Raw genomic sequence first — 21,876 nt, 5'->3', positions numbered from 1 at the left:
GTCAGCGCAAGCCGACTGTCATTCCCGCGCCGCGAACGATCAATTCCTTCACCAGCGCACCCGTACGGCCCCGGATCACGCGCGCTCCGGGAGTGTCGTCGGCATTGAGCACCTGTATGACGGCATCGCGGCGGCCGAGACTGAGGCATTGGAGCTGGTAGCGGAAGTTCATCGGCTCCGGCTCGTCGCCCTTGGCCCGGGCGACAATCGCCCGGGCCACGTAACCACCCGCCGGAATAGCCGTGGCACAAGCCATTCGGAGCGGACGATCGCCCGGCCCTGCGATCAGCGCCGCATCGCCGGCGGCGTAGATGTCGGGATGGGAGATCGAGCGCAGGGTCGCGTCGGTGCGGATGCGGCCGTGATCGTCGACCGCGAGACCGGCGCTCCGGGCCAGGTCGGGAACGGTGAAACCTGCTGTCCAGACCACTGATTCGGCTTCGATGACGGTGTCGTCGGCGAGCCGCACACCCGTCGGCAGCACCTCGACGACCTTCGCCGACGACCGGATTTCCACCCCGAGCCGGGTGAGCGTGGCACGGATGCTCTCGACGGCCCGCGTCGACAACCAGGCGCCCGGCTCATCGGCACCGACCAGAGTCACTGCCGAATAGCTTTGCGATTCGGCGAGTTCCGCCGCCAGCTCGATGCCCGTCGATCCGGAGCCGACCACAATGACCCGCCCCTCGGGCAGGGCACGTACATCCTCGGGCGTCGCGACAGACCGCGCGTATTCGGCCACGCCCGGCGCACCCGACCGATCGGCCGCGCTACCGAGCGCGTAGACCAACGTGTCGTACGCGAGTGACCATTCACCGATGTTCGAGGGCCGACGACCAGCGCCTTCCGGTGAGCCGGCAAGCTCCTCGAGGTGAACCTGCTTGGTCACCGGGTCGAGACCCGAGACTCTCGCCTGAACGAACTCTGCCCCCTTGCGCTCTAACAACTTCCGCAGCTCCCAGCGCTTGATTCGCTGCCCCGCCGCCTCCTGGTGCAACCGCACACGCTCGACGAACTCGGCGCGGGAATCGACCACGGTGATCGTCGTGTCACGCGATGTGCGGGCCAGACGGCGGGCCGCCGCGAGACCCGCGTACCCCGCGCCGAGAACGACGATCCGATGCTGACCGGTCATGGTGTGGCTCCTCTCGATGTGCCGACACCCTCCAGACCGGACAGCCCCCGCTTTCCTGACAGGTCGTACCGGTGATCCGGCTCACACCGCGAATCGGTCCAGTTTGTCCGGGTTCACCACGATGAGTACCTCGTCGACCAAGCCCGCGTCGTCGATCTCGAAGAACATGACCGAACTGGGCTGCACACCGTCGGCCCGCACGATCAACGCCAGCTCGCCGTTCACCTCGTCGAAGGCGAAAGTCGTTGCCGGGGTGAGGAACTTGGTGAGCCCGACGAGGTAACGCGACACCTGGTCGGCGCCCGTCACCGGGCGGCGGGCGGCGGTCACCTTGCCGCCGCCGTCGGCCATGCTCACCACGTCGGCGGCGAGCATGGCGCGCAGACCGGCGACATCACCGGTTGCGGCGGCGGACATGAATCGCTCGAACAGGGCACGCACCTGCTCGTTCGGCGCCGGGTAGCGCCGCTTCCCGCCGCGCACCCGGGTGGTGGCCCGGTGCAGGATCTGCTGCGAGTTGGCCTCGGTGAGGTCGAGCATCGCCGCGATCTCGGCGTGCGGGTAGCCGAACGCCTCGCGCAGCACGAACACCGCACGCTCCACCGGGTTGAGCCGTTCCATCGCGGTGAGCAGCGCCAGCGATACCGATTCGCGTTCCTCGACGGTTTCCAGCGGACCGAATTCCCCGGAGGGCACCGGCTCGGGCAACCACGGGCCGACGTAGGTCTCGCGCCGGGCACGCGCCGACGCCAGCTCGGTGCGGCACAGGTTCACGGTGACGGTGGTGAGCCACGCCTCGGGATTGTCGATCGCGGACCGGTCGGCGGCTGCCCAGCGCAGGTAGGCCTCCTGCACGATGTCCTCGGCCTCGCTCGCGGCACCGAACATGCGGTAGGCAAGCGCGAACAGCCTCGGCCGATGCCGCGAGAACTCCGTGATCCCGTCCGATTCCACCCGCGCTCCCTTGCCGTAGTGGCGCTACGGTACCGCCCACCCGGCCCCGCGATCAGCAGGATGTGGGCGGCGTCTCGCCGGGAAGCTAGTCCTCGCGTGGACGACGTAACCGCAACCGCGCCGACCCGCGAATCGCCGGACGGCGGATCTGCGGCATCCGCCGCTGCGCACGCCGCTGGGCCCGCCGCTCGGCGGGTTTGTGCTGCCAGGTCTCCGGTCGCGCCGCCACCCAGCGTGCCGAGCGCCAGGCGAACGGGATGTGACCCAGATACAGCGCGACGAGGATCAGCAGCAGCACGATCGGGTAGGTCACCAGCAGCGCGGCCGCGACCGCGACGAGCACCAGCAGACCGGCCGCGGCCTGCGGTGCCACCGACACCGACTTCATGGCGAGCGTCGGGATGGTGCTCACGCACAGCAGCGCGGCGAAGGTCGTCCACACGGCGACGAAGGTGAAGCTGTCCCACCAGCCGTCGCCGAACTGCACCTTCAGCGCGATCGGGACCAGCGCGATCAGGGCACCCGCGGGCGCGGGCACACCGGTGAAGTACTCACGCGCCCAGTTCGGGCGGGAATCGTCGTCGAGCAGGGTGTTGAACCTGGCCAAGCGAAGCACCAGGCTCACCGCGTACATCAGGGCGATGATCCAGCCCGCGCTGTACCCGTCGAGGAGCGTGACGTAGAGGACGAGCGCGGGCGCGACGCCGAAGGAGATGGCGTCGGAGAGCGAGTCGAGTTCGGCGCCCATCTTGGAGGTGGCGTCGAGCATGCGCGCCAAGCGGCCGTCGAGGGTGTCGAGCACGGCGGCGGCACCGACCATGGCCAGCGCGATGCCGAGTTCACCGTCGAGCCCGAACTTCACCGCCGACAACCCCGAGCACAGCGCGAGGATGGTGACGATGCTCGGCAGCAACCGGACCGAACGCGGCCGACGGCGGCGAGCCGAATGCGCCTGTTCGATCATCCCAGCACAGCCAGCACGGTTTCGGCTCCGATCGTGCGCTGACCGGGGGTCACCAGCAGTTCGGTGCCCGCCGGGAAGTAGGTGTCCACGCGGGAACCGAAACGGATGAGTCCGTAGGTGTCACCGATGGTGAGCTGATCGCCGACGCGGGCGTCGCAGACGATCCGGCGCGCGAGCAGGCCGGCGATCTGCACGACGACGACCTGCTTGCCCTCGGCCGTCTCGATGAGCATGCTGTTGCGCTCGTTGGCGTCGGAGGCCTCGGCCAGGTCGGCGGAGAGGAATTTGCCCGGCTGGTGCAGCACCTCGCGCACCGTGCCGGACACGGGCACGCGCTGCACGTGCACGTCGAGCACGGACAGGAAGATGCTCACCCGCGGCAACGGCTGCTCACCCAGGCCGAGTTCGGCGGGCGGCACGGCCGTGTCGACGAGGGCGATCTCACCGTCGGCGGGTGCGACGACGATGCCCGCGCGGTTGGGCGGCACCCGGTGCGGGTGCCGGAAGAAGGCTGCGCAGGCCGCCGCGGCGGCTAAACCGGCCCGCCGAACCCACTTGTTGCGTCCGCCGACGACCGCCACCGCCAGCGGCGCCGCCACGAACGGCAGGCCTGCGGGGTGCAGCGGAGGTACAGCGGCCCGGACCAGGTCGACGACATGGCCGACGCCGGTGGTCTCGGGCGTGCCGGGCGGGGTGGGGCGGCGTGCCACGGGCTCCCTCTTTCGTGTGATGACAACAGCGATCACACCTTACGGGAAGCCCGTCGCCCGCAGTGGCCGTCAGTGCGCTGATCTGCGCCCGGTGAAGAGTCCGACCAGGAACAACAGCAGGCAGGCACCGGCAAGACAGGTGATGAAGCTGAAGATCCAGCCCGCGCCCTCGACGTCGACGCCGAACAGCTTCAAGATGAAGCCGCCGAGCAGACCGCCGACGATACCGACGACGATGTTGAGCAGGATGCCCTGCTGGGCGTCGGTCTTCATGAACTTGCTGGCTATCCATCCGGCGAGTCCGCCGATGATGATCCAACCAATGATCCCGAGTCCGAGCATTGTGTACCTCGTTCCCTCGAAGGGTCGGCTAGCTATCGCCTCGTCTCACAGTTATACCCCTCGCCTCTTGTGACAATCGACACTCTTCGGACAGATTTTCGCGCTAATATGAGGACGCCTCATGTCTACGCGTTCACATCTTGTCCACGTAGGGGTCACGGGCGATGAGGGACAGATTTCGATGCTTCAGGTACACCCAGCGGTGCAACCCGCAGGTTGCCAGGTACAGAGGAGATACGCATGGCTGCTCGAATCGCCCAGACGACTGGCGCGGAGCACACCGCGATCCTCGGGCTGGGCGTGTACCGCCCCGCCCGGGTGGTCACCAACGACGAGGTCGCGGGCCCGATCAACTCGAGCGACGAGTGGATCCAGACCCGATCCGGCATCAAGACCCGCCGCTTCGCCTCGGACTCCGAGACCGTGCAGTCCATGAGCGTTGCCGCCGCGCGTGACGCGATGGCCGCCGCGGGTGTCGCCGCCGATCAGGTCGACTGCGTCATCGTCGCGACGTCCACCCACCTGCTGCTCACCCCGGCCATCGGGCCGCGCATCGCCACCGACCTGGACATGACCGGCGCCGCCGCCTTCGACATCTCCGCGGGCTGTGCCGGTTTCTGTCACGCCGTCGGCATGGCCTCGGACCTCGTGCGCGCGGGCACCTCGCAGCACGTGCTGGTGATCGGCGTCGAAAAGCTCACCGACACCATCGATTTCACCGACCGTTCCACCGCCTTCCTGTTCGCCGACGGCGCCGGCGCGGTGATCGTCGGGCCCGCACCGGAGCAGGGCATCGGCCCGACGGTGTGGGGTTCGGACGGCACCCAGCACCACGCCATCCGCCAGAGCAAGGACTGGATGGAGTTCTTCGCCGAGATCGAGGAGAAGGGCGTCGAGGCGGTGCGGCCCTATCTCACGATGGAGGGCACGGCGGTGTTCCGCTGGGCGGCGCACTCGCTGGAGAAGGTGTGCCGGGAGGCGATCGATCGCGCGGGCCTGACCACCGACGAACTCGACGCGATGATCCCGCACCAGGCCAACGGCCGCATCATCGAGATCATGGCCCGGGTGCTGAAGCTGCCGGAGAGCTGCGCGCTGGCCAACGACATCGAGGAGTCGGGCAACACCTCGGCAGCCTCGATCCCGCTGGCCATGGAGGCGCTGCTGCGCAAGGGCGAATCGAAGCCGGGCGATACGGCCCTGCTCATCGCCTTCGGCGCAGGGTTGTCCTATGCCGCACAGGTGATCACCATGCCCGCCTGGAAGTCCTGACTCGGCAAATCCCACCACGACGGCGGTGACCTGCACCGAAGCAGGTCACCGACCGGCCCTCCGGCCGTGGCCACACCGTCCCGCTTGCACCGACTCGGACATGCTGGCAAACTCTTCGCTAATCGAAGTAGCTGATCGAAGAGGCTCAGCCGCCCGGCATACCCGTCGTCGACCCCGAGGTGATCGGCCGTGAAACTGCGCTCACTCCTGCCACGCAGGTACATCAACGAGGTCCCGCTGCTCCCCACCATCGAGCCGGATGACAGCTTCGCCCTGCGCAGCGCCTTCACCCGCCGCAAACGCGACGAACGCCTCGAACGCCTGCTCACCCCCACCGAGCTCGACTTGGTACTGCAGCGCCAGCTCTGATTCCGCGCACGGGGGATACTTGCGGGGTGAGCAATCCCGCCATGACCAAACCGGCCATTCTGAGCGTCGACGACGATCCCGGCGTATCGCGGGCGGTGGTGCGCGACCTGCGCCGCCGCTTCGGCGCCGACTACCGCATTCTGCGCGCCGAATCGGGTCCGCAGGCCCTCGAGGCCCTGCGTGAGATGAAGCTGCGCGGTCAGCCGGTGGCCGTATTGATCGCCGACTACCGCATGCCGGGTATGGACGGCATCGAATTCCTCGAGCAGGCGATGGACCTGCATCCCTACGCACGCCGCGTATTGCTCACCGCCTACGCCGACACCGATGCGGCGATCAACGCGATCAACGTCGTCGACCTCGACCACTATCTGCTCAAGCCGTGGGATCCGCCGGAGGAGAAGCTGTATCCGGTGATCGATGGGCTCCTCGACGCCTGGCGCAGCGCCGAACAGCGACCCGTCTACGAGACCAAGGTGGTCGGTGACCGCTGGTCACCGCGATCCTCGCAGGTGCGAGAGTTCTTGGCGCGCAACCAGTTGCCGTACCGCTGGTACCCGCGCGACGAACCCGAGGGCGCCCGGCTGCTCGAGGCGGCGGGTGCCGACCCGCAGTCGTGTCCGGTGGTCATCACCCAGGCCGGTGAGGCACTGATCCAGCCGACCGACAGCGAACTCGCCGAAAGCTGCGGTCTCACCGTGCAGGCCAGCGACGAGTTCTACGACCTGATCGTCGTCGGCGGTGGTCCGGCCGGGCTCGGCGCCGCCGTCTACGGAGCGTCCGAGGGTTTGCGCACCGTGCTGGTGGAACGCACCGCGACCGGCGGGCAGGCCGGGCAGAGCTCACGCATCGAGAACTATCTCGGGTTCCCCGACGGGCTTTCGGGCGCGCAACTGGCCGACCGCGCACGCAGGCAGGCCGCCAAGTTCGGAGCCGAGATCGTCACCACCCGCGAGGTCGTGGGCCTGGAGGTGAACGGCTCGGCGCGCACCGTGCGCTTCGCCGACGGCGGATCACTGTGCGCGCACACGGTTCTCATCGCCACCGGCGTGGACTACCGACGTCATCCGGCGCCGGGTGTCGACGAATTCACGGGGCGCGGCGTGTATTACGGCTCGGCGATGACCGAGGCCACCGAATGCGCCGAGCAGGAGGTGTACATCGTGGGCGGCGCGAACTCCGCCGGGCAGGCCGCGGTGTTCCTGTCGCGGCACGCGCGTGGCGTGCACCTGGTGGTGCGTGGCGACTCGCTGGAGAAGTCGATGTCGCACTACCTGATTCAGCAGATCGCGCAGATCCCGAACATCACCGTGCACACCGAAACCGAGGTGACCGGCGCCGACGGCGACCAGCATCTGGAACGGATCGTCCTGCGCGACAACCGCAACGGCACCGAGGACAAGGTCGACGCGCAACGATTGTTCTTGTTCATCGGCGCCGCACCGCAGACCGGCTGGCTCGACGGTGTCGTCGCCCGTGACGACGCCGGCTACGTGCTGGCGGGCCCCGACCTGCTCGTCGACGGCGCGCGCCCGGCAGGCTGGGAGCTGCCGCGCCCACCGCACCACCTCGAAACCAGCGTGCCCGGGGTGTTCGTGGCCGGTGACGTGCACGCGGAGTCGGCCAAGCGGGTCGCCTCGGCGGTCGGCGAAGGCGCCATGGCCGTGATGTTCGTGCACCGGTACCTGTCGTAGGAGGCGTGATGTCGGTCTGTGATCCCGAAGAACTGCGAACTCTGTTCCTGTTCGAAAAGCTCGACGACGCACAGCTTTCCGAGCTGTGCGCGGCCGGTCGCATCGAATACGTCGATCCGGGGCCGGTTTTCCTCGAGGGTCAACCCGCGACCTGCTTCTACGTGCTCATCGACGGCGAGGTGAAGCTGACCAAGCTCTCGGGCGGGGTGGAGGTGGAAACCAACCGCACCGACCAGCGCGGTGTGTACGCGGGCGCGTGGACGGCGTACCTGGGCGACAAGGCCGAGCCGAACTACAACGGGTCGATGTATGTGCTGCGCCGGTCCCGGTTCCTGGTGCTCGACGCGGCCGACTTCTCCCGGATGATGCACGCGTGGTTCCCGATGGCGGTGCACCTGCTCGAGGGCGCGTTCTTCGGTGGGCGGCGGTCCAATCAGCGCATTGCCGAGCGCGAGCGGCTCGTCGCGCTCGGTTCGCTGTCGGCGGGGCTCACCCACGAGCTCAACAATCCCGCCGCCGCTGCCGTGCGCGCCACCGCCGGGTTGCGTGAGCGGGTGGCCGGGATGCGGCACAAGCTCAAGATGATGGCCGAGGGCAAGTTCCCCACCGAGGCCCTCGTGCACCTGGTGGAGCTGCAGGAACAGGCCGCTGAGCAGGTGGCCAAGGCGCCGGATCTGTCGCCGCTCGAGGCGGCCGACCGCGAGGACGCCCTCGCCGACTGGTTCACCGACGAGGGCATCGCCGACGGCTGGAACCTGGCGCCCACCTTCGTGCAGGCCGGTCTCGACGTCGACTGGCTCGAAGGGGTGAAGGCGACCCTGCAGGCCTGCCATGCCGACGTGTTCGAGGGCGCGGTGCGCTGGCTGAACTACACCATCGAGACCGAGCTGCTGCTGAACGAGATCGTCGACTCCACCGGCCGCATCTCCACTCTCGTCGGCGCGGCCAAGCAGTACTCGCAGATGGACCGGGCGCCGTACCAGGTCGTCGACTTGCACGAACTGCTCGATTCCACCCTGGTGATGCTCAACCGCAAGCTCGGTGACGGTGTGCGGGTGGTCAAGGACTACGACCGCGCCCTGCCGCCGGTGCCGTGCTTCGCCGCCGAACTCAACCAGGTGTGGACGAATCTGATCGACAACGCGGTGTACGCGATGGGCGGCGAGGGCACCCTCACCGTGCGCACCTATCGTGAGAACGATTGTGTGGCAGTCGAAATCGGCGATACGGGTCCCGGGATCCCCGAGGAGTCACGCAACCGCATCTTCGAACCGTTCTTCACGACCAAACCGGTCGGTGAGGGCACCGGTCTCGGCCTGGACATCTCGTTCCGCATCGTGGTGAACAAACACGACGGTGACATCCGCGTCGATTCCGTTCCCGGCGACACGCGGTTCACCGTGCGCCTGCCCCTGCAACCCGCACAGCAGGCACCCGCCGGGTCGTAGGGTTCCAAGCACGCCGAGAACCCCCGCGGCGCCAGCCGCCTGGAAACGGAGGTCAGCGAATGCCAGAAGGAATCGATCCAACGGTGCCGCCCAGTGGGCCGGGGTGTGCCGAGTGCACCGAGGCCGGAGGCTGGTGGGTGCACCTGCGCCGGTGCGCGCAGTGCGGGCACATCGGCTGCTGCGACAGTTCCCCCAGCCAGCACGCCACCCGGCACTACGGCAGCACCGGTCACCCGTTCACGCAGAGCTACGAGCCCGGCGAGGACTGGTTCTGGAACTTCGCGACCAACGAGATGTACGAGGGCGGACCCGAACTCGCGGCGCCGACCAGTCATCCCGCCGATCAGCCCGCTCCCGGTCCGGCGGGCCGGGTTCCCGAGAACTGGCAATCACTGATCCACTGAGGTCAGGGCGTCATCCCGGCGGCCTCGGCCACCGTCTTGTCGGCATTGCCCGGTGCCAGGCACACCAGTTTGGCGGTGCCGAGCGCCACGTTCGGGCTGCCCTCGAACGGGCCGCCGGGGTTGTCGGCCAGGATCTGCTCGATGACCCGCGTCTGCGCGTCGTTGTCGAGCGACTTGAATTCCGAGCAGGTGACCTGCGAACCGCTCGCGGCCGCCTTGGACGTGGTCGTGGCCGGTGCCGTGGTGCTCGCGGGCGTGCCCTTGCGCAGGCCGGAGGCGTCGGTGGCTTCGTCGGCGGAACCGCAGCCTGCCAGGATCAGGGTGAGTGCCCCGGCAGTCGCGACGACGGAAGAGATTCGGTTCATCTGCTGGTTTCCCCGGTGGATCGCGGCGCCGGCACGTCCGGCGCGTCGGGTGCAGCGTACAGACTCCGACCTTGGGATGAGCCAATCGATCGCTGATCGTCCACAGCGCTCGGTCCGGGCAGCGGGCAGAATGGCACGGTGGCTGAACTTTCGCTGACCGCTCGTCTCAATCCCTCGGCCGCCGACGCCCGTCGCGGGGTGGTTCGTCTGCATCCGGAGACGCTCACGGCGCTCGGCCTGCGGGAATGGGACGGTATCGCGCTGATCGGCGCGCGGCGCACGGCCGCGGTGGTGGCCAAGGCGCCCGCGGGCAGCCCGCCCGGCGTCGCGCTGCTCGACGACGTGACCCTGTCGAATGTCGGGCTGCGGGAGAACGCGGCGGTGACCGTCGCCCCGGTGACGGTGTTCGGCGCGAAGCAGATCTCGCTGAGCGGTTCGGCGCAGGCGATGGCGAGCATTCCCGCCGCGACGCTGCGCCAGGCCCTGCTCGGCAAGGTGGTGACCGTCGGCGACACGGTGTCGTTGCTGCCACGCGACCTAGGCCCCGATATCAGCTCCGCGGCAACCACTCAGGCGCTGGCGCGCACATTCGGGATCGCCTGGACCACCGAGTTGCTCACGGTCACCGCGATCGACCCCCGGCCCGGTCCGGTGAGTGTGCAGCCGAATTCGGCGGTCGGCTGGGGCAGCGGCGCGGCGGCGGTGCAGCACGCGCTGGAGCGCGACGCCAGCGCCATCGACACCCCGCTCGAGGCACCGGCGGTGACTACGGTGGGCGAGCCGGTGCCGGTGGAGGATCTGGCGGGCGTGCAGAGCCAGGCGGCCAAGCTCGCCGAATGGCTGAGTCTGGCGCTCGACGAACCGGAACTGCTGAAAGTCCTCGGCGCACCGGCACATCTCGGTGTGCTCATCACCGGTCCGGCGGGCGTGGGCAAGGCGACCCTCGCCGAAGCGGTCGCCGCGCCACGCCGGGTCGTCGTCCTCGACGGGCCGAGCGTCGGGGCGAGCGAGAGCGGCGCGCGGTTGCGTGAGGTCGCCGCGGCGGTCGCCGATATCGCCACCGACCAGGGCGGGGTGCTGATCGTCACCGATATCGACGCGTTGCTGCCGGTGGAGGCGGAACCGGTCGCCACCCTCATCCTCGACCAGTTGCGGGCTGCCGTCCGTGCGCCACGCGTCGCGCTACTGGCCACCACCGCGCATCCGGCACAGGTGGATTCGCGGCTGCGGGCACCAGATCTGTGCGACCGCGAGCTGGCGCTGCCGCTGCCGACCGCACTCGTGCGCCGCGCGCTGCTGGAACAGCTGCTGCGCAAGGTGCCGTCGGGCAAGCTCGATCTCGATGTGATCGCCTCGCGAACACCGGGTTTCGTCGTCGCCGACCTCGCCGCGGTGTGCCGGGAGGCGGCGGTGCGCGCGGCCGGTCGGGCCAGCCGGGAACAGGCCGACCCCGAACTCACCCAGGACGACCTCATCGGCGCGCTCGACGTCATCCGGCCGCTGTCCCGTTCGGGCACCGAGGAATTGGCCATCGGCTCCCTCGATCTCGACGACGTGGGCGACATGGTGGAAACCAAACAGGCACTCACCGAGGCTGTGCTGTGGCCGCTGCGCCACCCCGACTCGTTCGCCCGGCTCGGCATCGAGCCGCCGCGCGGCGTGCTGCTCTACGGGCCGCCCGGTTGCGGCAAAACCTTCCTGGTCCGCGCCTTGGCCGGGACCGGACAGCTCAGCGTCCACGCGGTGAAAGGTGCCGAGCTGATGGACAAGTGGGTCGGTTCGTCGGAGCGCGCGGTGCGCGAACTGTTCCAGCGGGCCCGCGATTCGGCGCCGTCGCTGATCTTCCTCGACGAGGTCGACGCGCTCGCCCCACGCCGGGGACAGAGCAGCGATTCGGGAGTGTCGGACCGGGTGGTCGCCGCCCTGCTCACCGAACTCGACGGGGTGGAGCCGCTGCGCGATGTGGTGGTGCTCGGGGCGACCAACCGGCCCGAACTCATCGACCCGGCGCTGCTTCGCCCGGGCAGATTGGAACGGCTGGTGTTCGTCCCGCCGCCCGACGCGGCCGCGCGCCTCGACATCCTGCGCACCACCGGTCGCTCGGTGCCGCTGGCCGACGACGTCGACCTCGCCGCCCTTGCCGACGACCTCGACGGCTACTCCGCCGCCGACTGCGCCGCCCTGCTGCGCGAGGCCGCCCTCACGGCGCTGCGCCGCGACATGGCCGCCGCCGACGTCACCGCCGAGGACGTGGCGACCGCCCGCCGCACCGTACGTCCCTCGCTCGACCCCGCACAGGTCGAATCGTTGCGGGAGTACGCGCGCAACCGGGGATGAACCGCCCCGGGGGCTGATTTCCCAGGTGGCGCGTGTTTCGCCGGTATCGTCGGAACCGTGCCCAGGATCGGTGATGGTCTGGATGCGGTGACAGCGTTCGCGGGTGCCGCGGTCGCGGGCATGGCGCTGTTCCTGCCGTTCACGTTCCGCACCACCGCCGCCTCGGCGCTCGATTCGCCGTACCGGGTCACCAGCCTGGTCAACAGCGTCCCCCGGGCCGCCGCGCTCGGGCTCATCGTCGCCGTGGTCGTCGCGGTGCTTGTCCGCCCGCTCACCCGGCCGGGGCTGGTGTGGCTCACCGCCACCTGCGCGACGGCGGCACTGGCCGTGAACTACTACATCGGCACCCTGATGACCTCGGCCGATGTGCTGACCACCCAGAACTACATCGACAGCATCTGCGGCGGCGCGGCCTACGGCGCGCTCGGGATCTGCTCGTTGCGGATGCGTTGGCCCGCGGTCGGTTTCGCGGTCGGAACGATCGTGGTGTTCGTGTACGGCGAGGTGGTCGCGATCTTCACCTCGAATTCGACCCAGGCCGACAAGTCCGCGCACAGCCCCACCTGGCTGGTGCTGTTCGCCCTGGTCCTGCTCGCGGTGAACACCGCACGGCACCAGCACGGCATCATCCTCGGCGCCCCGCCCCGGCTGGCCGCCGACCTGCCGATCTCCCCGATCATCGCGACCACCCTGCTCGCACTGACCCTGCTGCTCACCACCGAATGGCTCTCGGGCGAATTCGACGGACGACGCGCCAGCACCGCACAGGTGGGTCTCGCGGTTGTCCTCACCGTCACCGCCGCCTTCGTCACCGCCCTGCTGCTGCCCGATCGTGACGGCGCCGCCGTGCTGCTCGCGGTCAGCCTGGCCGCCGTGGCCGATTCGCTCGGTGACGCGCCGAGCCTCGGCTGGAACCTGCTTGTGGTGATCGCGGTGGTCGTGATCACCGTGCTGGCCGGACTGGCGCGGCCGTCACCGTGGCCGGTGCTGCTCGGTGCGGCCGCGATCGCGGTCTTCTCGCTGTTCACCGACAATTTCGGCTGGACTGTCACCTGGATGATCGGCACCGGGTTGCTCGCCGCCGTCGCCGGGTACGGCTTCGCCTCGGTGCGGGTGAGTTATCTGCCGAGCGCGGTACTGGCCCTCGGGGCGCTGTATCTGCCGTCGATCCTCTGGGCCATCCCCACCCGCCTGCGCAACTGGCCCGCGGGCGGGGTGAACGCCGACGACCAGGTCCCCGGGTTCACGGCGCTGGCCATCACGATCGGCGCCGCGGTCGCGCTGGCGCTGTTCTACTGGATCAGGCCCGCCGAACCGGCCCCCAGGTCATAGCCACACCGGTGCCGACATGGCCGACGCGACAACCTCGGTGCCGACGCGCATCGTCTCCGCGCCCGTAGGATCGGGGCTCGCCACACGCTAGGAGACCCGGAGGCGCGGTTGCTCGCTGTCCTGCTCGCTCACGCAATGGCCGCGCTCGCGGCCCCGCTGTGCGTGCGAGCGCTGGGCCGCAATGCTTTCTACCTGCTGGCGCTGGTTCCGCTCGGCAGTCTCGGGTGGGTGATCGCGCACTGGGGCGTCACCGTCACCAGCCGGGTGCGGTGGGCGCCGCAGATCTCGATGGACATCGACCTGCGCTTCGATTCCCTCGCCGCCGTGATGTGTGTGCTCGTCCTCGGCATCGGCGCGCTGATCCTGGCCTATTGCGGGCGCTATTTCGACCGTGACGAGGCGCGGCTCGGGATATTCGCGGCCGAGCTGGTCGGCTTCTCCGGTGCCATGTTCGGCCTGGTGACCAGCGACAACATGCTGTTGCTCTACGTGTTCTGGGAAATCACCACGGTGCTGTCGTTCCTGCTTGTCGGCCACTACGCCGAGCAGGCCGCGAGTCGCCGCGCCGCGATCCAGGCTCTGCTGGTCACGGCGGCGGGTGGGCTGGCGATGCTGGTCGGCATCGTGATCCTCGGATTGCGCTACGACAGTTTCCTGCTGTCGGTCGTGCTCGCCCGCGAATCCCCGCCCGGCGGGATCGCGGTGTCGGTGGCGGTGGTGCTCGTGCTCGTCGGTGCGCTGAGCAAGTCGGCGATCGTGCCACTGCACTTCTGGTTGCCCGGTGCGATGGCCGCGCCGACTCCCGTGAGCGCGTATCTGCACGCCGCCGCGATGGTGAAAGCGGGCATCTATCTGGTCGCCCGCCTGGCACCCGCTCTCGCCCAGACTCCACCGTGGCATGTGCTCGTGCTGCCGCTGGGGATCGCGTCGATGCTGCTGGCCGGATGGCGGGCTATGCAGGTGCACGACCTGAAACTGGTGCTGGCGTTCGGCACGGTGAGCCAGCTCGGACTGCTCATCACCATGATGGCCATCGGCACCCCGGATGCCGCGCTCGCCGGGCTGGCTCTGCTGGTGGCGCACGGGCTGTTCAAGGCGTGCCTGTTCATGGTGGTCGGCATCATCGATCACGGTGCGGGCACTCGTGATCTGCGCCGGTTGTCGGGGCTCGGGCGGCGCGCGCCGGTGCTGTGCGCGGTGGCGGCGACCGCGGCGATCAGTATGGCGGGGTTGCCGCCGATGCTCGGGTTCGTCGGCAAGGAATCCGCCTTGAGCGCGGTGTGGGCGGCGCAGGTTTTCAGCCCGCTGGTGCGGGTGCTGCTGCTGACCGGCATCGCCGTCGGCTCGGCCCTCACCGTCGCCTACAGCGCGCGGTTCCTGTGGGCCGCGTTCGGCACGAGCCCCGGCGTCACGACAACTTGGCATGCGCCGGGACCGCTGCTGGTCGGCCCGCCTGCCGTGCTCGCGGTGGCCGGGCTGGCGGGCGGATTCGGCGCCGGGGTCGTCGACGAGTGGCTGAGCCCGTACGCGAAGACCCTGCCGGGCGTCCTCGACGGGGCGCTCGCGCTGTGGCACGGCTTCACGCCCGCCCTCGCGCTCACCGCCGTCATCGTGCTGGTCGGTTTCGCATTGTTTCTGGTGCGCAACAGGATTCAGGAACCGGCCCGCCCGCGACTCGGCAATGCCGACCGGGGTTACGACGCCGCGCTGCGGGCGATGGACCGGCTCTCGCTTCGCCTCACCGGCACGGTGCAGTCCGGTTCGCTGCCCGTCAGCCAGGCCTTCATCCTCTGCACGCTCATCGTGCTGCCCGCCGTGATGCTCGCGACCGGCACCCGCACGGGCATCACCCTGCACCTGTGGGATTCACCGTTGCAGGCGGTGATCGGCGCGATCATGATCGCCATGGCGCTCGCGGCGACGGTGCTGCGCAACAGGTTGGCCAGTGTGCTCGTGGTCGGTGTCACCGGATACGGCTGCGGCGTGATCTTCGCGCTGCACGGCGCACCGGACCTCGCGCTCACCCAATTCCTGGTCGAGACACTGACTCTGGTGATCTTCGTGCTGGTATTGCGCGGATTCCCGGCCGAGATCGCCGACGGCTACGCCGCCGCGTTCAAGGTCCGTCGCGCGCTGCTCGCCATCGCGGTCGGCGTCACCGTGACGGTACTCGCCGCGTTCGCCTCCGCCGCCCGGCACAGCGAACCGATCTGGCGCACCATCCCCGACGCCGCCTACCGGGTGGGTGGCGGCAAGAACGCGGTGAACGTGCTGCTCGTCGACATCCGCGCCTGGGACACCCTCGGCGAGATCTCGGTCCTCGTCGTCGCCGCCACCGGTGTGGCCTCGCTGGTGTTCCGCAGCCGCCGCTTCGGCAGCGCGCCCCGCGCCGCCGACGCACCGAACTACAACCCCGACGCGGTGAGCTGGCTGCCCGCCGCCCGGCTGCTCGACCGGCGCGAACGGTCGATGGTCCTGCAGATCACCACCCGGCTGCTGTTCCCGACCATCATGGTCCTGTCGGTGTACTTCTTCTTCTCCGGCCACAACGCGCCCGGCGGCGGCTTCGCCGGCGGCCTGCTCGCCGGGCTCGCCCTCACCCTGCGCTACCTGGCGGGTGGACGCTACGAACTCGGCGAGGCCCTCCCGGTCGACGCCGGGCACCTCCTCGGCGCGGGCCTGGTCCTCGCCGCCGGGACGGCGACCACATCGCTGCTGCTCGGGGCCCCACCACTGTCCTCGGCGATCGTCGAGATCACCGTGCCGGTGCTCGGCCACATCAAACTCGTCACCGCCATGTTCTTCGATCTCGGCGTGTACCTGGTGATCGTCGGCCTCACCCTCGACGTCCTGCGCAGCCTCGGCGCCCGCCTGGACAAGGAGATCTCATGAGTGCCAACCTCGTCATGCTGCTCACGATCGGCGCGCTCACCGCCTGTGGGGTGTATCTGGTGCTCGAGCGGGTGGTGTCGAAGATGCTGCTGGGGATCATCCTGCTCGGCAACGCGGTCAACCTGCTGATCCTCACCGTCGGCGGCGGGCCGGACGGGAACCCACCGGTGCTTTCCGGCTCGGACACCTCGCCCGACGGCATGGCCGATCCGCTGGCCCAGGCGATGGTGCTCACCGCCATCGTCATCACGATGGGCTTGGCCGCGTTCGTGCTCGCCCTCGCCTACCGCGCCTACCGGCTGACCACCACCGAAGATGTCCGCAACGACCCCGAGGACACCCAGGTCGCGGCCCGACGCGAGAGCGAGGACCCGGCCGAATGATCCTTTCCCCGCAGTTGCTTTCCGACCTCGCCGCGCTGCCGGTACTCGTCCCGCTGCTCGCCGCCGCGGTCACCCTGATCTTCGGACGCCGACCGCGCGTCCAGCGGCTGGTGTCGATGGTCGCGCTGTCGGGTGTGCTCGTCATCAGCGCGCTGCTGCTGTATCTCGCCGACCGTGACGGCACGACGGCGGTGCAGGTGGGCGGCTGGCCGACCCCGATCGGGATCACCCTCGTCGTCGACCGGCTCAGCGCGGCGATGCTGCTGGTCTCGGCGTTCGTCCTGCTCCTCGTGTCGATCTACGGTGCGGGGCAGAACATCTCCGACGGCGACGAGAACCAGCCCACCTCCATCTACCGGCCCACCTACCTGGTGCTCACGGCCGGTGTGTCGATGGCGTTCCTGGCCGGTGACCTGTTCAACTTGTTCGTCGGGTTCGAGCTGCTGCTCGCCGCCTCGTTCGTGCTGCTCACCGTCGGCGCCACCGAGGAACGCATCCGCACCGGCATCGCGTACGTGATGGTGTCGATGGTGTCGTCGATGATCTTCCTGATCGGCATCGGCCTCACCTACGCGGCCACCGGCACCCTGAACCTCGCGCAACTGGCCGTCCGGCTCGAGGCGACACCGCAGGGGGTGCGCACGGCCTGCTACGCCGTGCTGCTTGTGGCGTTCGGGATCAAGGCGGCGGTGTTCCCGCTGTCGAGTTGGCTGCCCGACTCCTACCCCACCGCGCCCGCGCCGGTGACCGCCGTGTTCGCGGGCCTGCTCACCAAGGTCGGTGTGTACGCGATCATCCGGACGCACACGCTGTGGTTCCCGGACGGCGCGTTCGACGACATCCTGCTGGTGTGCGGGCTGGCGACCATGCTCGTCGGCATTCTCGGCGCGATCGCCCAGACCGATATCCGGCGTCTGCTGTCGTTCACCCTCGTGAGCCACATCGGGTACATGGTTTTCGGTATCGGGCTGGCCGGGTCGGCCGGGCTCACCGGCGCGGTGTTCTATGTGGCCCACCACATTCTGGTGCAGACGGCGCTGTTCCTCGCCGTCGGCCTGATCGAGCGCCAGGCCGGGTCGGTGTCGCTGCGCCGCCTCGGTGGGCTCGCCTCGGCGAGTCCGCTACTCGGACTGCTTTTCCTAGTACCGGCACTGAATCTCGGTGGTATTCCGCCCTTCTCGGGCTTCATCGGCAAGGTGACCCTGCTCGAGGCGGGTGCGGCCGACGGCAGCGTGCTGGCCTGGGTGCTGGTCGCCGGTTCGGTGATCACCAGCCTGCTCACGCTCTACGCGGTGGCGCGGGTCTGGGGCAAAGCGTTCTGGCGCCCGCGCGAAGAAGCGCCCGAGGGTCATCTCAGCGCCGCGAAACCGCCCACCCTGGTGGAGGATTCGACCGACGTGCAATACGAGGACCGCACCGACCCCGGCCGCATGCCCGCGCTGATGGTGCTCGCCACCGCCGGGCTGATCACCGCGGGCCTCGCGCTCACCGTGTTCGCCGGACCCGTGCTCGGTATCGCCGAACGCGCCGCGGCCGATCTGAACGACCCGTCGGTGTATATCCAATCCGTCCTCGGGGGGCAGGAGCCGCGATGACCGTGTTGCGCCGGCTCGTGAACCGGCAGAACGTCCTACGACTCGGCGTCCTCGCCTGGCTGACCGCCGTGTGGGTGGCCCTGTGGGGCGACCTCAGCGCGGCCAATGTGCTCGCCGGTGGAGCGGTCGCGCTGATCGTCGTGTTCGCGCTTCCGCTGCCACGGATCCCGGTGACCGGCCGGTTCCACCCACTGTCCTTCCTCGAATTGATCGCCGCGGCAACCTATTACGCACTCGAGTCGAGCGTGCAGGTGGCCTGGTTCGCACTGCGGCCCGCGGGCCCGCCGGTGTCGGGTGTGCTGCGCGTGGCCCTCGGTATCCAGTCGGATCTGGTGCTGGTGATCTGCACCGATCTGCTCAATCTCATTCCCGGCACCATGGTGCTCGAGATCGACCGTCAGCGCTGCGTGGTGTACGTCCACGTGCTCGATGTGGGCAGCGACAAGGCGGTCGACGACTTCTACCGCACCACCCGCCGCCTGGAACATCTCATCATCGACGCCTTCGAACGACCAGGCGAGCGGCATCACGGACCGGAGGTTCAGGTATGACCGTCGTCGCCGTCATCGCGGCGGTGCTGCTGTCGTTCGCCGCCATCTGCACCGCCTACCGCGTCCTCGCCGGACCGAGCACCCTCGACCGGGTGGTCGGGATCGACTCGCTGATGGCCATCGCCGCGTCCGGGCTCGCGGTGTGGGCGGCCTACAGCAACGACACCACCGTCATTCCGGCGATCGTCGCGCTGGCCCTCGTCGGTTTCCTCGGCTCGGCCGCGGTGACGCGCTTTCGCGTGCGGGACGACCGATGAGCGGCTGGGAGTGGGTGTCGGCGCCGCTGATCGTGCTCGGCTGTGTCCTCGCGTGCACCGCGGCACTGGGAATCGTGCGCTTTCCCGACACCCTCACCCGGATGCACGCGGCGACCAAACCGCAGGTGATCGGCCTGATCATGGTTCTCATCGGCACCGGGATCGACCTGCGCGGCGACGCGAATGTGTGGATGCTCGTGCTCACCGCGCTGTTCACGATCATCACCGCACCGGTGGTCGCGCATCTGCTCGGGCGCACCGCCTACCGCGAGCAACGGCACCGCGACGGCCTGTTGCGCGTCAACGAACTCGGCGACGAGGTCGACTGACTACACCCGGACCGCGGCCGGTGCCCGGTCGGGCGCGGCGGCGAACCAGGTGAGATGGAAGGCCACGGCGACCGCCGCGAGCAGCCCGATCACGACGGCGCCGGCCAGCACCGGGTACTGCGCCATCTCGACCGCCAGGTAGCGGTAACCGAGCAGCAGACCACCGAACACGGCCGATCCGAGGGCGACCAGGCGGATCCGCGCCGCGTCCCAGCCTCGTTCAGGTTCGCGCAGCGCCGATTCGACGGTCAGGCACAGCACCACACCCGCCACCAGATCCACGCCGTAGTGGTAACCGAACCCGAGCGTCGCCGCGACCGTCGCGGCCAGCCAGAACGCCCCGCCCCACCGCAACCACGCGGGCGCGCGGCTGCCGTCGACATCGCGACGCGTGTGGATGAACAGCGACAGCGCCCAGGCGGTGTGCATCGAGGGCATGCAGTTTCGCGGGGTGAATTCGTCGAACGGCAGCGGTGCCGGGCTCTGCCCGATCGGCGGCAGCGCCGAGGGCCAGAAGTTGCCGAGCTGGAAGCCGTTGCCGTCGGCGCCGAAGGCGAACATCGGGCCGACCACGGGGAACAGCACATAGAACAGCGGCCCGACCAACCCGAGCACCAGGAACGTGCGAACCAGATAGTGCCCCGGCCAGATTCCCGTGGTGACCACGCGGCGCAACTGCCACACCGCGACAACGATGGCCGCCACCGGCAGCTCGATGTAGACCCAGTGCAGCACCGCGTACACCTCGGGACCGAGGACCTCGAGCACCCGGCCGACCACCCACGACGGGTCGCCGAGCGCGTGATCGGCGAGCAGCAGGTATTCGTCGAGCACCGTCGGGTGTACCGCCGAGGTGACGTGCAACCATACGTCGCCGACCTTCGTCGCCAGGATGAGCAAGGCACCCAGTGCCGCTGCCTTCAGCGCGTCGGTACGTTCGCGTCCCTGCCAGCGCACCGCCGCGATGATCGCGAGGGCGGTGAGCACGATGGTCGGCCCGTTGCCGACGGTGAACGGTTTACCGTCGAGCAGTCGCAGCGCGACGAACACCGCATCGATCCCGATCGCGACGCTCACCGCGAACACCCGCCTGCGCGCCGACACCCCGACCAGCGCGAGGACGAGACCGGCCCACGGAACCGACATCGACTTGGGCGTGCCGACATAGTCGCGCGCCAAGCTGGCGAGTGGTCCTTCGAAGCCGCTGATCGACGCCGCGATCTGCAGGCCGATCAGCAGCAGCAGGACCGCCGACACCGCGACCGCGGCGAGCGTCCTCGGTTCGCGCAGACGGGAACCGAGGGTGGCACCCCCTGCGGCAGCACGCGGATGTTCGACAAGCATCCACCCATCGTAAACGGCGGGTTAACGCCACCGGGCTGGGTAGTTGAACGCTACTGATCGAGCTCGCGTACCAGCGAGTCGACCACCGCGACAAGATCACCCTGAGATTGCGCGGCAACCCGGCGTTGACGCTGGTAGGAGGCACCGTGGCGGGGAATCTCGGCCACGGCGGCGAGCTCGTCGGCGCAGCCGAGACGGCGCGCGGTCGGTTCCAACCGGGTGAGCAGGTTCATCAGATCGTCTGTGACCAAACGCTCATTACTCGCGTCGTCGACGATCACGATGGCGTCGAGTCCGTAGCGCGCGGCCCGCCATTTGTTCTCCTGCACATGCCAGGGCGGCAGGGTCGGCAGGTCTTCGCCGTCGTCGAGCCTACGTTCCAGATCGACGACCAGGCAGTGGATCAGCGCGGCCACCGAGGCGAGTTCGGCGCGGCTGGACAGCCCGTCGCACACCCGGATCTCGATGGTGCCCCATTTGGGCGCGGGCCGGATATCCCAGTGCATGCCGCCGAGTTGTTCGAACACACCGGTTTTCATCTGGTCGTGCACGAAACCCTCGAACTGGCGCCAGTTCTCGAACTGGAAGGGCAGTCCGGCGGTGGGCAACTGCTGGAACATCAGCGCGCGGTTGCTGGCGTAACCGGTGTCGTCGCCGGACCACATCGGCGAGGACGCCGAGAGCGCGAGCAGATGCGGGTACGACAGCAGCAGCGAGTTCAGGATGGGAAAGACCTTGTCGCGGTGCGAGATTCCCACGTGCACGTGCACACCCCAGATGAGCATCTGACGGCCCCACCACTGGGTGCGCTCGATCAGCTCGTCGTAATGCGGTGAGCGCGTGAGCTGTTGGGCCGACCACTGGGCGAACGGATGCGTGCCCGCGCAGAACAGGTCGACACCGAGCGGGTCGGCCGCGCGCCGCACGGCGTCCATCGTGGTGCGCAGGTCCTCGACCGCGCCGCCGACGGTCTCGTGCACACCGGTGACCAATTCCACCGTATTGCGCAGCAATTCCTTGGTGACCTGCTGCGTCCCGTCGTGGGCGCGCAGGTCGCCGACGGCGTCGAACACCGCCGAGGCGGTGTTGGACAGATCGCGCGTGACCTTGTCGACGAGCGCGATCTCCCATTCGATGCCGATTGTCGGCCGGGGCGAACCGCGAAACGGCACCGGCTGAATTGCCCCGGCCATCAGCGG

General features: G+C 69.1%; 21 protein-coding genes. 13 read left to right on the top strand and 8 right to left on the bottom strand.

The window, feature by feature from the left end; all coding sequences use genetic code 11:
* Position 1: 1 nt before the first annotated feature.
* The 5 genes from NI2_RS00730 to NI2_RS00710 form a co-directional block, all read right to left on the bottom strand.
* Complete coding sequence (locus NI2_RS00730; RefSeq protein ID WP_067484625.1) at positions 2–1,135, bottom strand: NAD(P)/FAD-dependent oxidoreductase; 1,134 nt, start codon at positions 1,133–1,135, stop codon at positions 2–4.
* Positions 1,136–1,216: 81 nt separating this feature from the next.
* Positions 1,217–2,089: an RNA polymerase sigma-70 factor gene (locus NI2_RS00725; protein WP_067484623.1), complete on the bottom strand. Its 873-nt coding sequence runs from the start codon at positions 2,087–2,089 to the stop codon at positions 1,217–1,219.
* An 85-nt stretch (positions 2,090–2,174) separates the two neighbouring features.
* The gene (locus tag NI2_RS00720) at positions 2,175–3,053 is read right to left on the bottom strand and encodes a CDP-alcohol phosphatidyltransferase family protein (protein WP_067484621.1); all 879 of its coding nucleotides are present in this window, start codon (positions 3,051–3,053) and stop codon (positions 2,175–2,177) included.
* A complete protein-coding gene (locus NI2_RS00715) occupies positions 3,050–3,763 on the bottom strand; it encodes a phosphatidylserine decarboxylase (protein ID WP_067484619.1) in 714 nt (237 codons plus the stop codon). The genes NI2_RS00720 and NI2_RS00715 overlap by 4 nt, the downstream gene beginning before the upstream one ends.
* A gap of 69 nt (positions 3,764–3,832) precedes the next feature.
* A complete protein-coding gene (locus tag NI2_RS00710) occupies positions 3,833–4,105 on the bottom strand; it encodes a GlsB/YeaQ/YmgE family stress response membrane protein (protein ID WP_067484617.1) in 273 nt (90 codons plus the stop codon).
* A gap of 240 nt (positions 4,106–4,345) precedes the next feature.
* Here NI2_RS00710 and NI2_RS00705 point away from each other — a divergent pair, with 240 nt between their 5' ends.
* The 5 genes from NI2_RS00705 to NI2_RS00685 all read left to right on the top strand — a co-directional run bounded on the left by NI2_RS00705 (position 4,346) and on the right by NI2_RS00685 (position 9,292).
* The gene (locus tag NI2_RS00705; protein ID WP_067484615.1) at positions 4,346–5,377 is read left to right on the top strand and encodes a beta-ketoacyl-ACP synthase III; all 1,032 of its coding nucleotides are present in this window, start codon (positions 4,346–4,348) and stop codon (positions 5,375–5,377) included.
* A 189-nt stretch (positions 5,378–5,566) separates the two neighbouring features.
* A complete protein-coding gene (locus tag NI2_RS00700) occupies positions 5,567–5,746 on the top strand; it encodes a hypothetical protein (protein WP_067484612.1) in 180 nt (59 codons plus the stop codon).
* 26 nt (positions 5,747–5,772) lie between these two features.
* Positions 5,773–7,440, top strand: a complete 1,668-nt coding sequence (locus tag NI2_RS00695) for an NAD(P)/FAD-dependent oxidoreductase (protein ID WP_067484608.1) — start codon at positions 5,773–5,775, stop codon at positions 7,438–7,440.
* A gap of 8 nt (positions 7,441–7,448) precedes the next feature.
* The gene (locus NI2_RS00690; RefSeq protein ID WP_067484605.1) at positions 7,449–8,888 is read left to right on the top strand and encodes an ATP-binding protein; all 1,440 of its coding nucleotides are present in this window, start codon (positions 7,449–7,451) and stop codon (positions 8,886–8,888) included.
* A 59-nt stretch (positions 8,889–8,947) separates the two neighbouring features.
* Positions 8,948–9,292 (top strand): UBP-type zinc finger domain-containing protein, encoded by a 345-nt coding sequence (locus NI2_RS00685; protein WP_067484589.1) that lies wholly within the window; start codon positions 8,948–8,950, stop codon positions 9,290–9,292.
* A 2-nt stretch (positions 9,293–9,294) separates the two neighbouring features.
* Here NI2_RS00685 and NI2_RS00680 read toward each other — a convergent pair whose 3' ends face one another.
* Positions 9,295–9,657, bottom strand: a complete 363-nt coding sequence (locus NI2_RS00680) for a hypothetical protein (protein WP_067484587.1) — start codon at positions 9,655–9,657, stop codon at positions 9,295–9,297.
* Positions 9,658–9,795: 138 nt separating this feature from the next.
* Between NI2_RS00680 and NI2_RS00675 the strand changes: the two genes are divergently transcribed.
* From NI2_RS00675 to mnhG, 8 genes are all read left to right on the top strand, one after another.
* On the top strand, positions 9,796–11,994 hold the full coding sequence (locus NI2_RS00675) for an AAA family ATPase (protein WP_067484584.1): 2,199 nt from the start codon (positions 9,796–9,798) through the stop codon (positions 11,992–11,994).
* 57 nt (positions 11,995–12,051) lie between these two features.
* Positions 12,052–13,326 (top strand): hypothetical protein, encoded by a 1,275-nt coding sequence (locus NI2_RS00670; protein WP_133733865.1) that lies wholly within the window; start codon positions 12,052–12,054, stop codon positions 13,324–13,326.
* A gap of 108 nt (positions 13,327–13,434) precedes the next feature.
* A complete protein-coding gene (locus NI2_RS00665) occupies positions 13,435–16,218 on the top strand; it encodes a Na+/H+ antiporter subunit A (RefSeq protein ID WP_067484578.1) in 2,784 nt (927 codons plus the stop codon).
* A complete protein-coding gene (locus tag NI2_RS00660; RefSeq protein WP_067484576.1) occupies positions 16,215–16,601 on the top strand; it encodes a Na(+)/H(+) antiporter subunit C in 387 nt (128 codons plus the stop codon). The genes NI2_RS00665 and NI2_RS00660 overlap by 4 nt, the downstream gene beginning before the upstream one ends.
* Complete coding sequence (locus tag NI2_RS00655) at positions 16,598–18,196, top strand: Na+/H+ antiporter subunit D (RefSeq protein ID WP_067484574.1); 1,599 nt, start codon at positions 16,598–16,600, stop codon at positions 18,194–18,196. The genes NI2_RS00660 and NI2_RS00655 overlap by 4 nt, the downstream gene beginning before the upstream one ends.
* 17 nt (positions 18,197–18,213) lie before the next feature.
* Complete coding sequence (locus tag NI2_RS00650) at positions 18,214–18,747, top strand: Na+/H+ antiporter subunit E (protein WP_084475837.1); 534 nt, start codon at positions 18,214–18,216, stop codon at positions 18,745–18,747.
* The gene (locus NI2_RS00645) at positions 18,744–19,004 is read left to right on the top strand and encodes a monovalent cation/H+ antiporter complex subunit F (RefSeq protein ID WP_067484569.1); all 261 of its coding nucleotides are present in this window, start codon (positions 18,744–18,746) and stop codon (positions 19,002–19,004) included. The genes NI2_RS00650 and NI2_RS00645 overlap by 4 nt, the downstream gene beginning before the upstream one ends.
* Positions 19,001–19,333 carry a monovalent cation/H(+) antiporter subunit G gene (gene mnhG, locus NI2_RS00640; protein WP_067484566.1) on the top strand — a complete coding sequence of 111 codons (333 nt, stop codon included), beginning with the start codon at positions 19,001–19,003 and terminating at the stop codon, positions 19,331–19,333. Before NI2_RS00645 ends, mnhG begins: the two co-directional genes overlap by 4 nt.
* Here the strand turns inward: mnhG and NI2_RS00635 are convergent, their stop codons facing one another.
* Both NI2_RS00635 and NI2_RS00630 read right to left on the bottom strand, forming a co-directional pair.
* On the bottom strand, positions 19,334–20,677 hold the full coding sequence (locus NI2_RS00635) for a phosphatase PAP2 family protein (RefSeq protein ID WP_067484563.1): 1,344 nt from the start codon (positions 20,675–20,677) through the stop codon (positions 19,334–19,336).
* Positions 20,678–20,727: 50 nt separating this feature from the next.
* Complete coding sequence (locus NI2_RS00630; RefSeq protein ID WP_067484560.1) at positions 20,728–21,870, bottom strand: glutamate--cysteine ligase; 1,143 nt, start codon at positions 21,868–21,870, stop codon at positions 20,728–20,730.
* Positions 21,871–21,876: the final 6 nt, after the last annotated feature.

Origin of the sequence: Nocardia ignorata NBRC 108230 (assembly GCF_001612905.1) — a bacterium.
Classification (GTDB): domain Bacteria; phylum Actinomycetota; class Actinomycetes; order Mycobacteriales; family Mycobacteriaceae; genus Nocardia; species Nocardia ignorata.
Note: the sequence above shows the minus strand (reverse complement) of the source record. Positions and strands in the feature narration are given on the sequence as shown.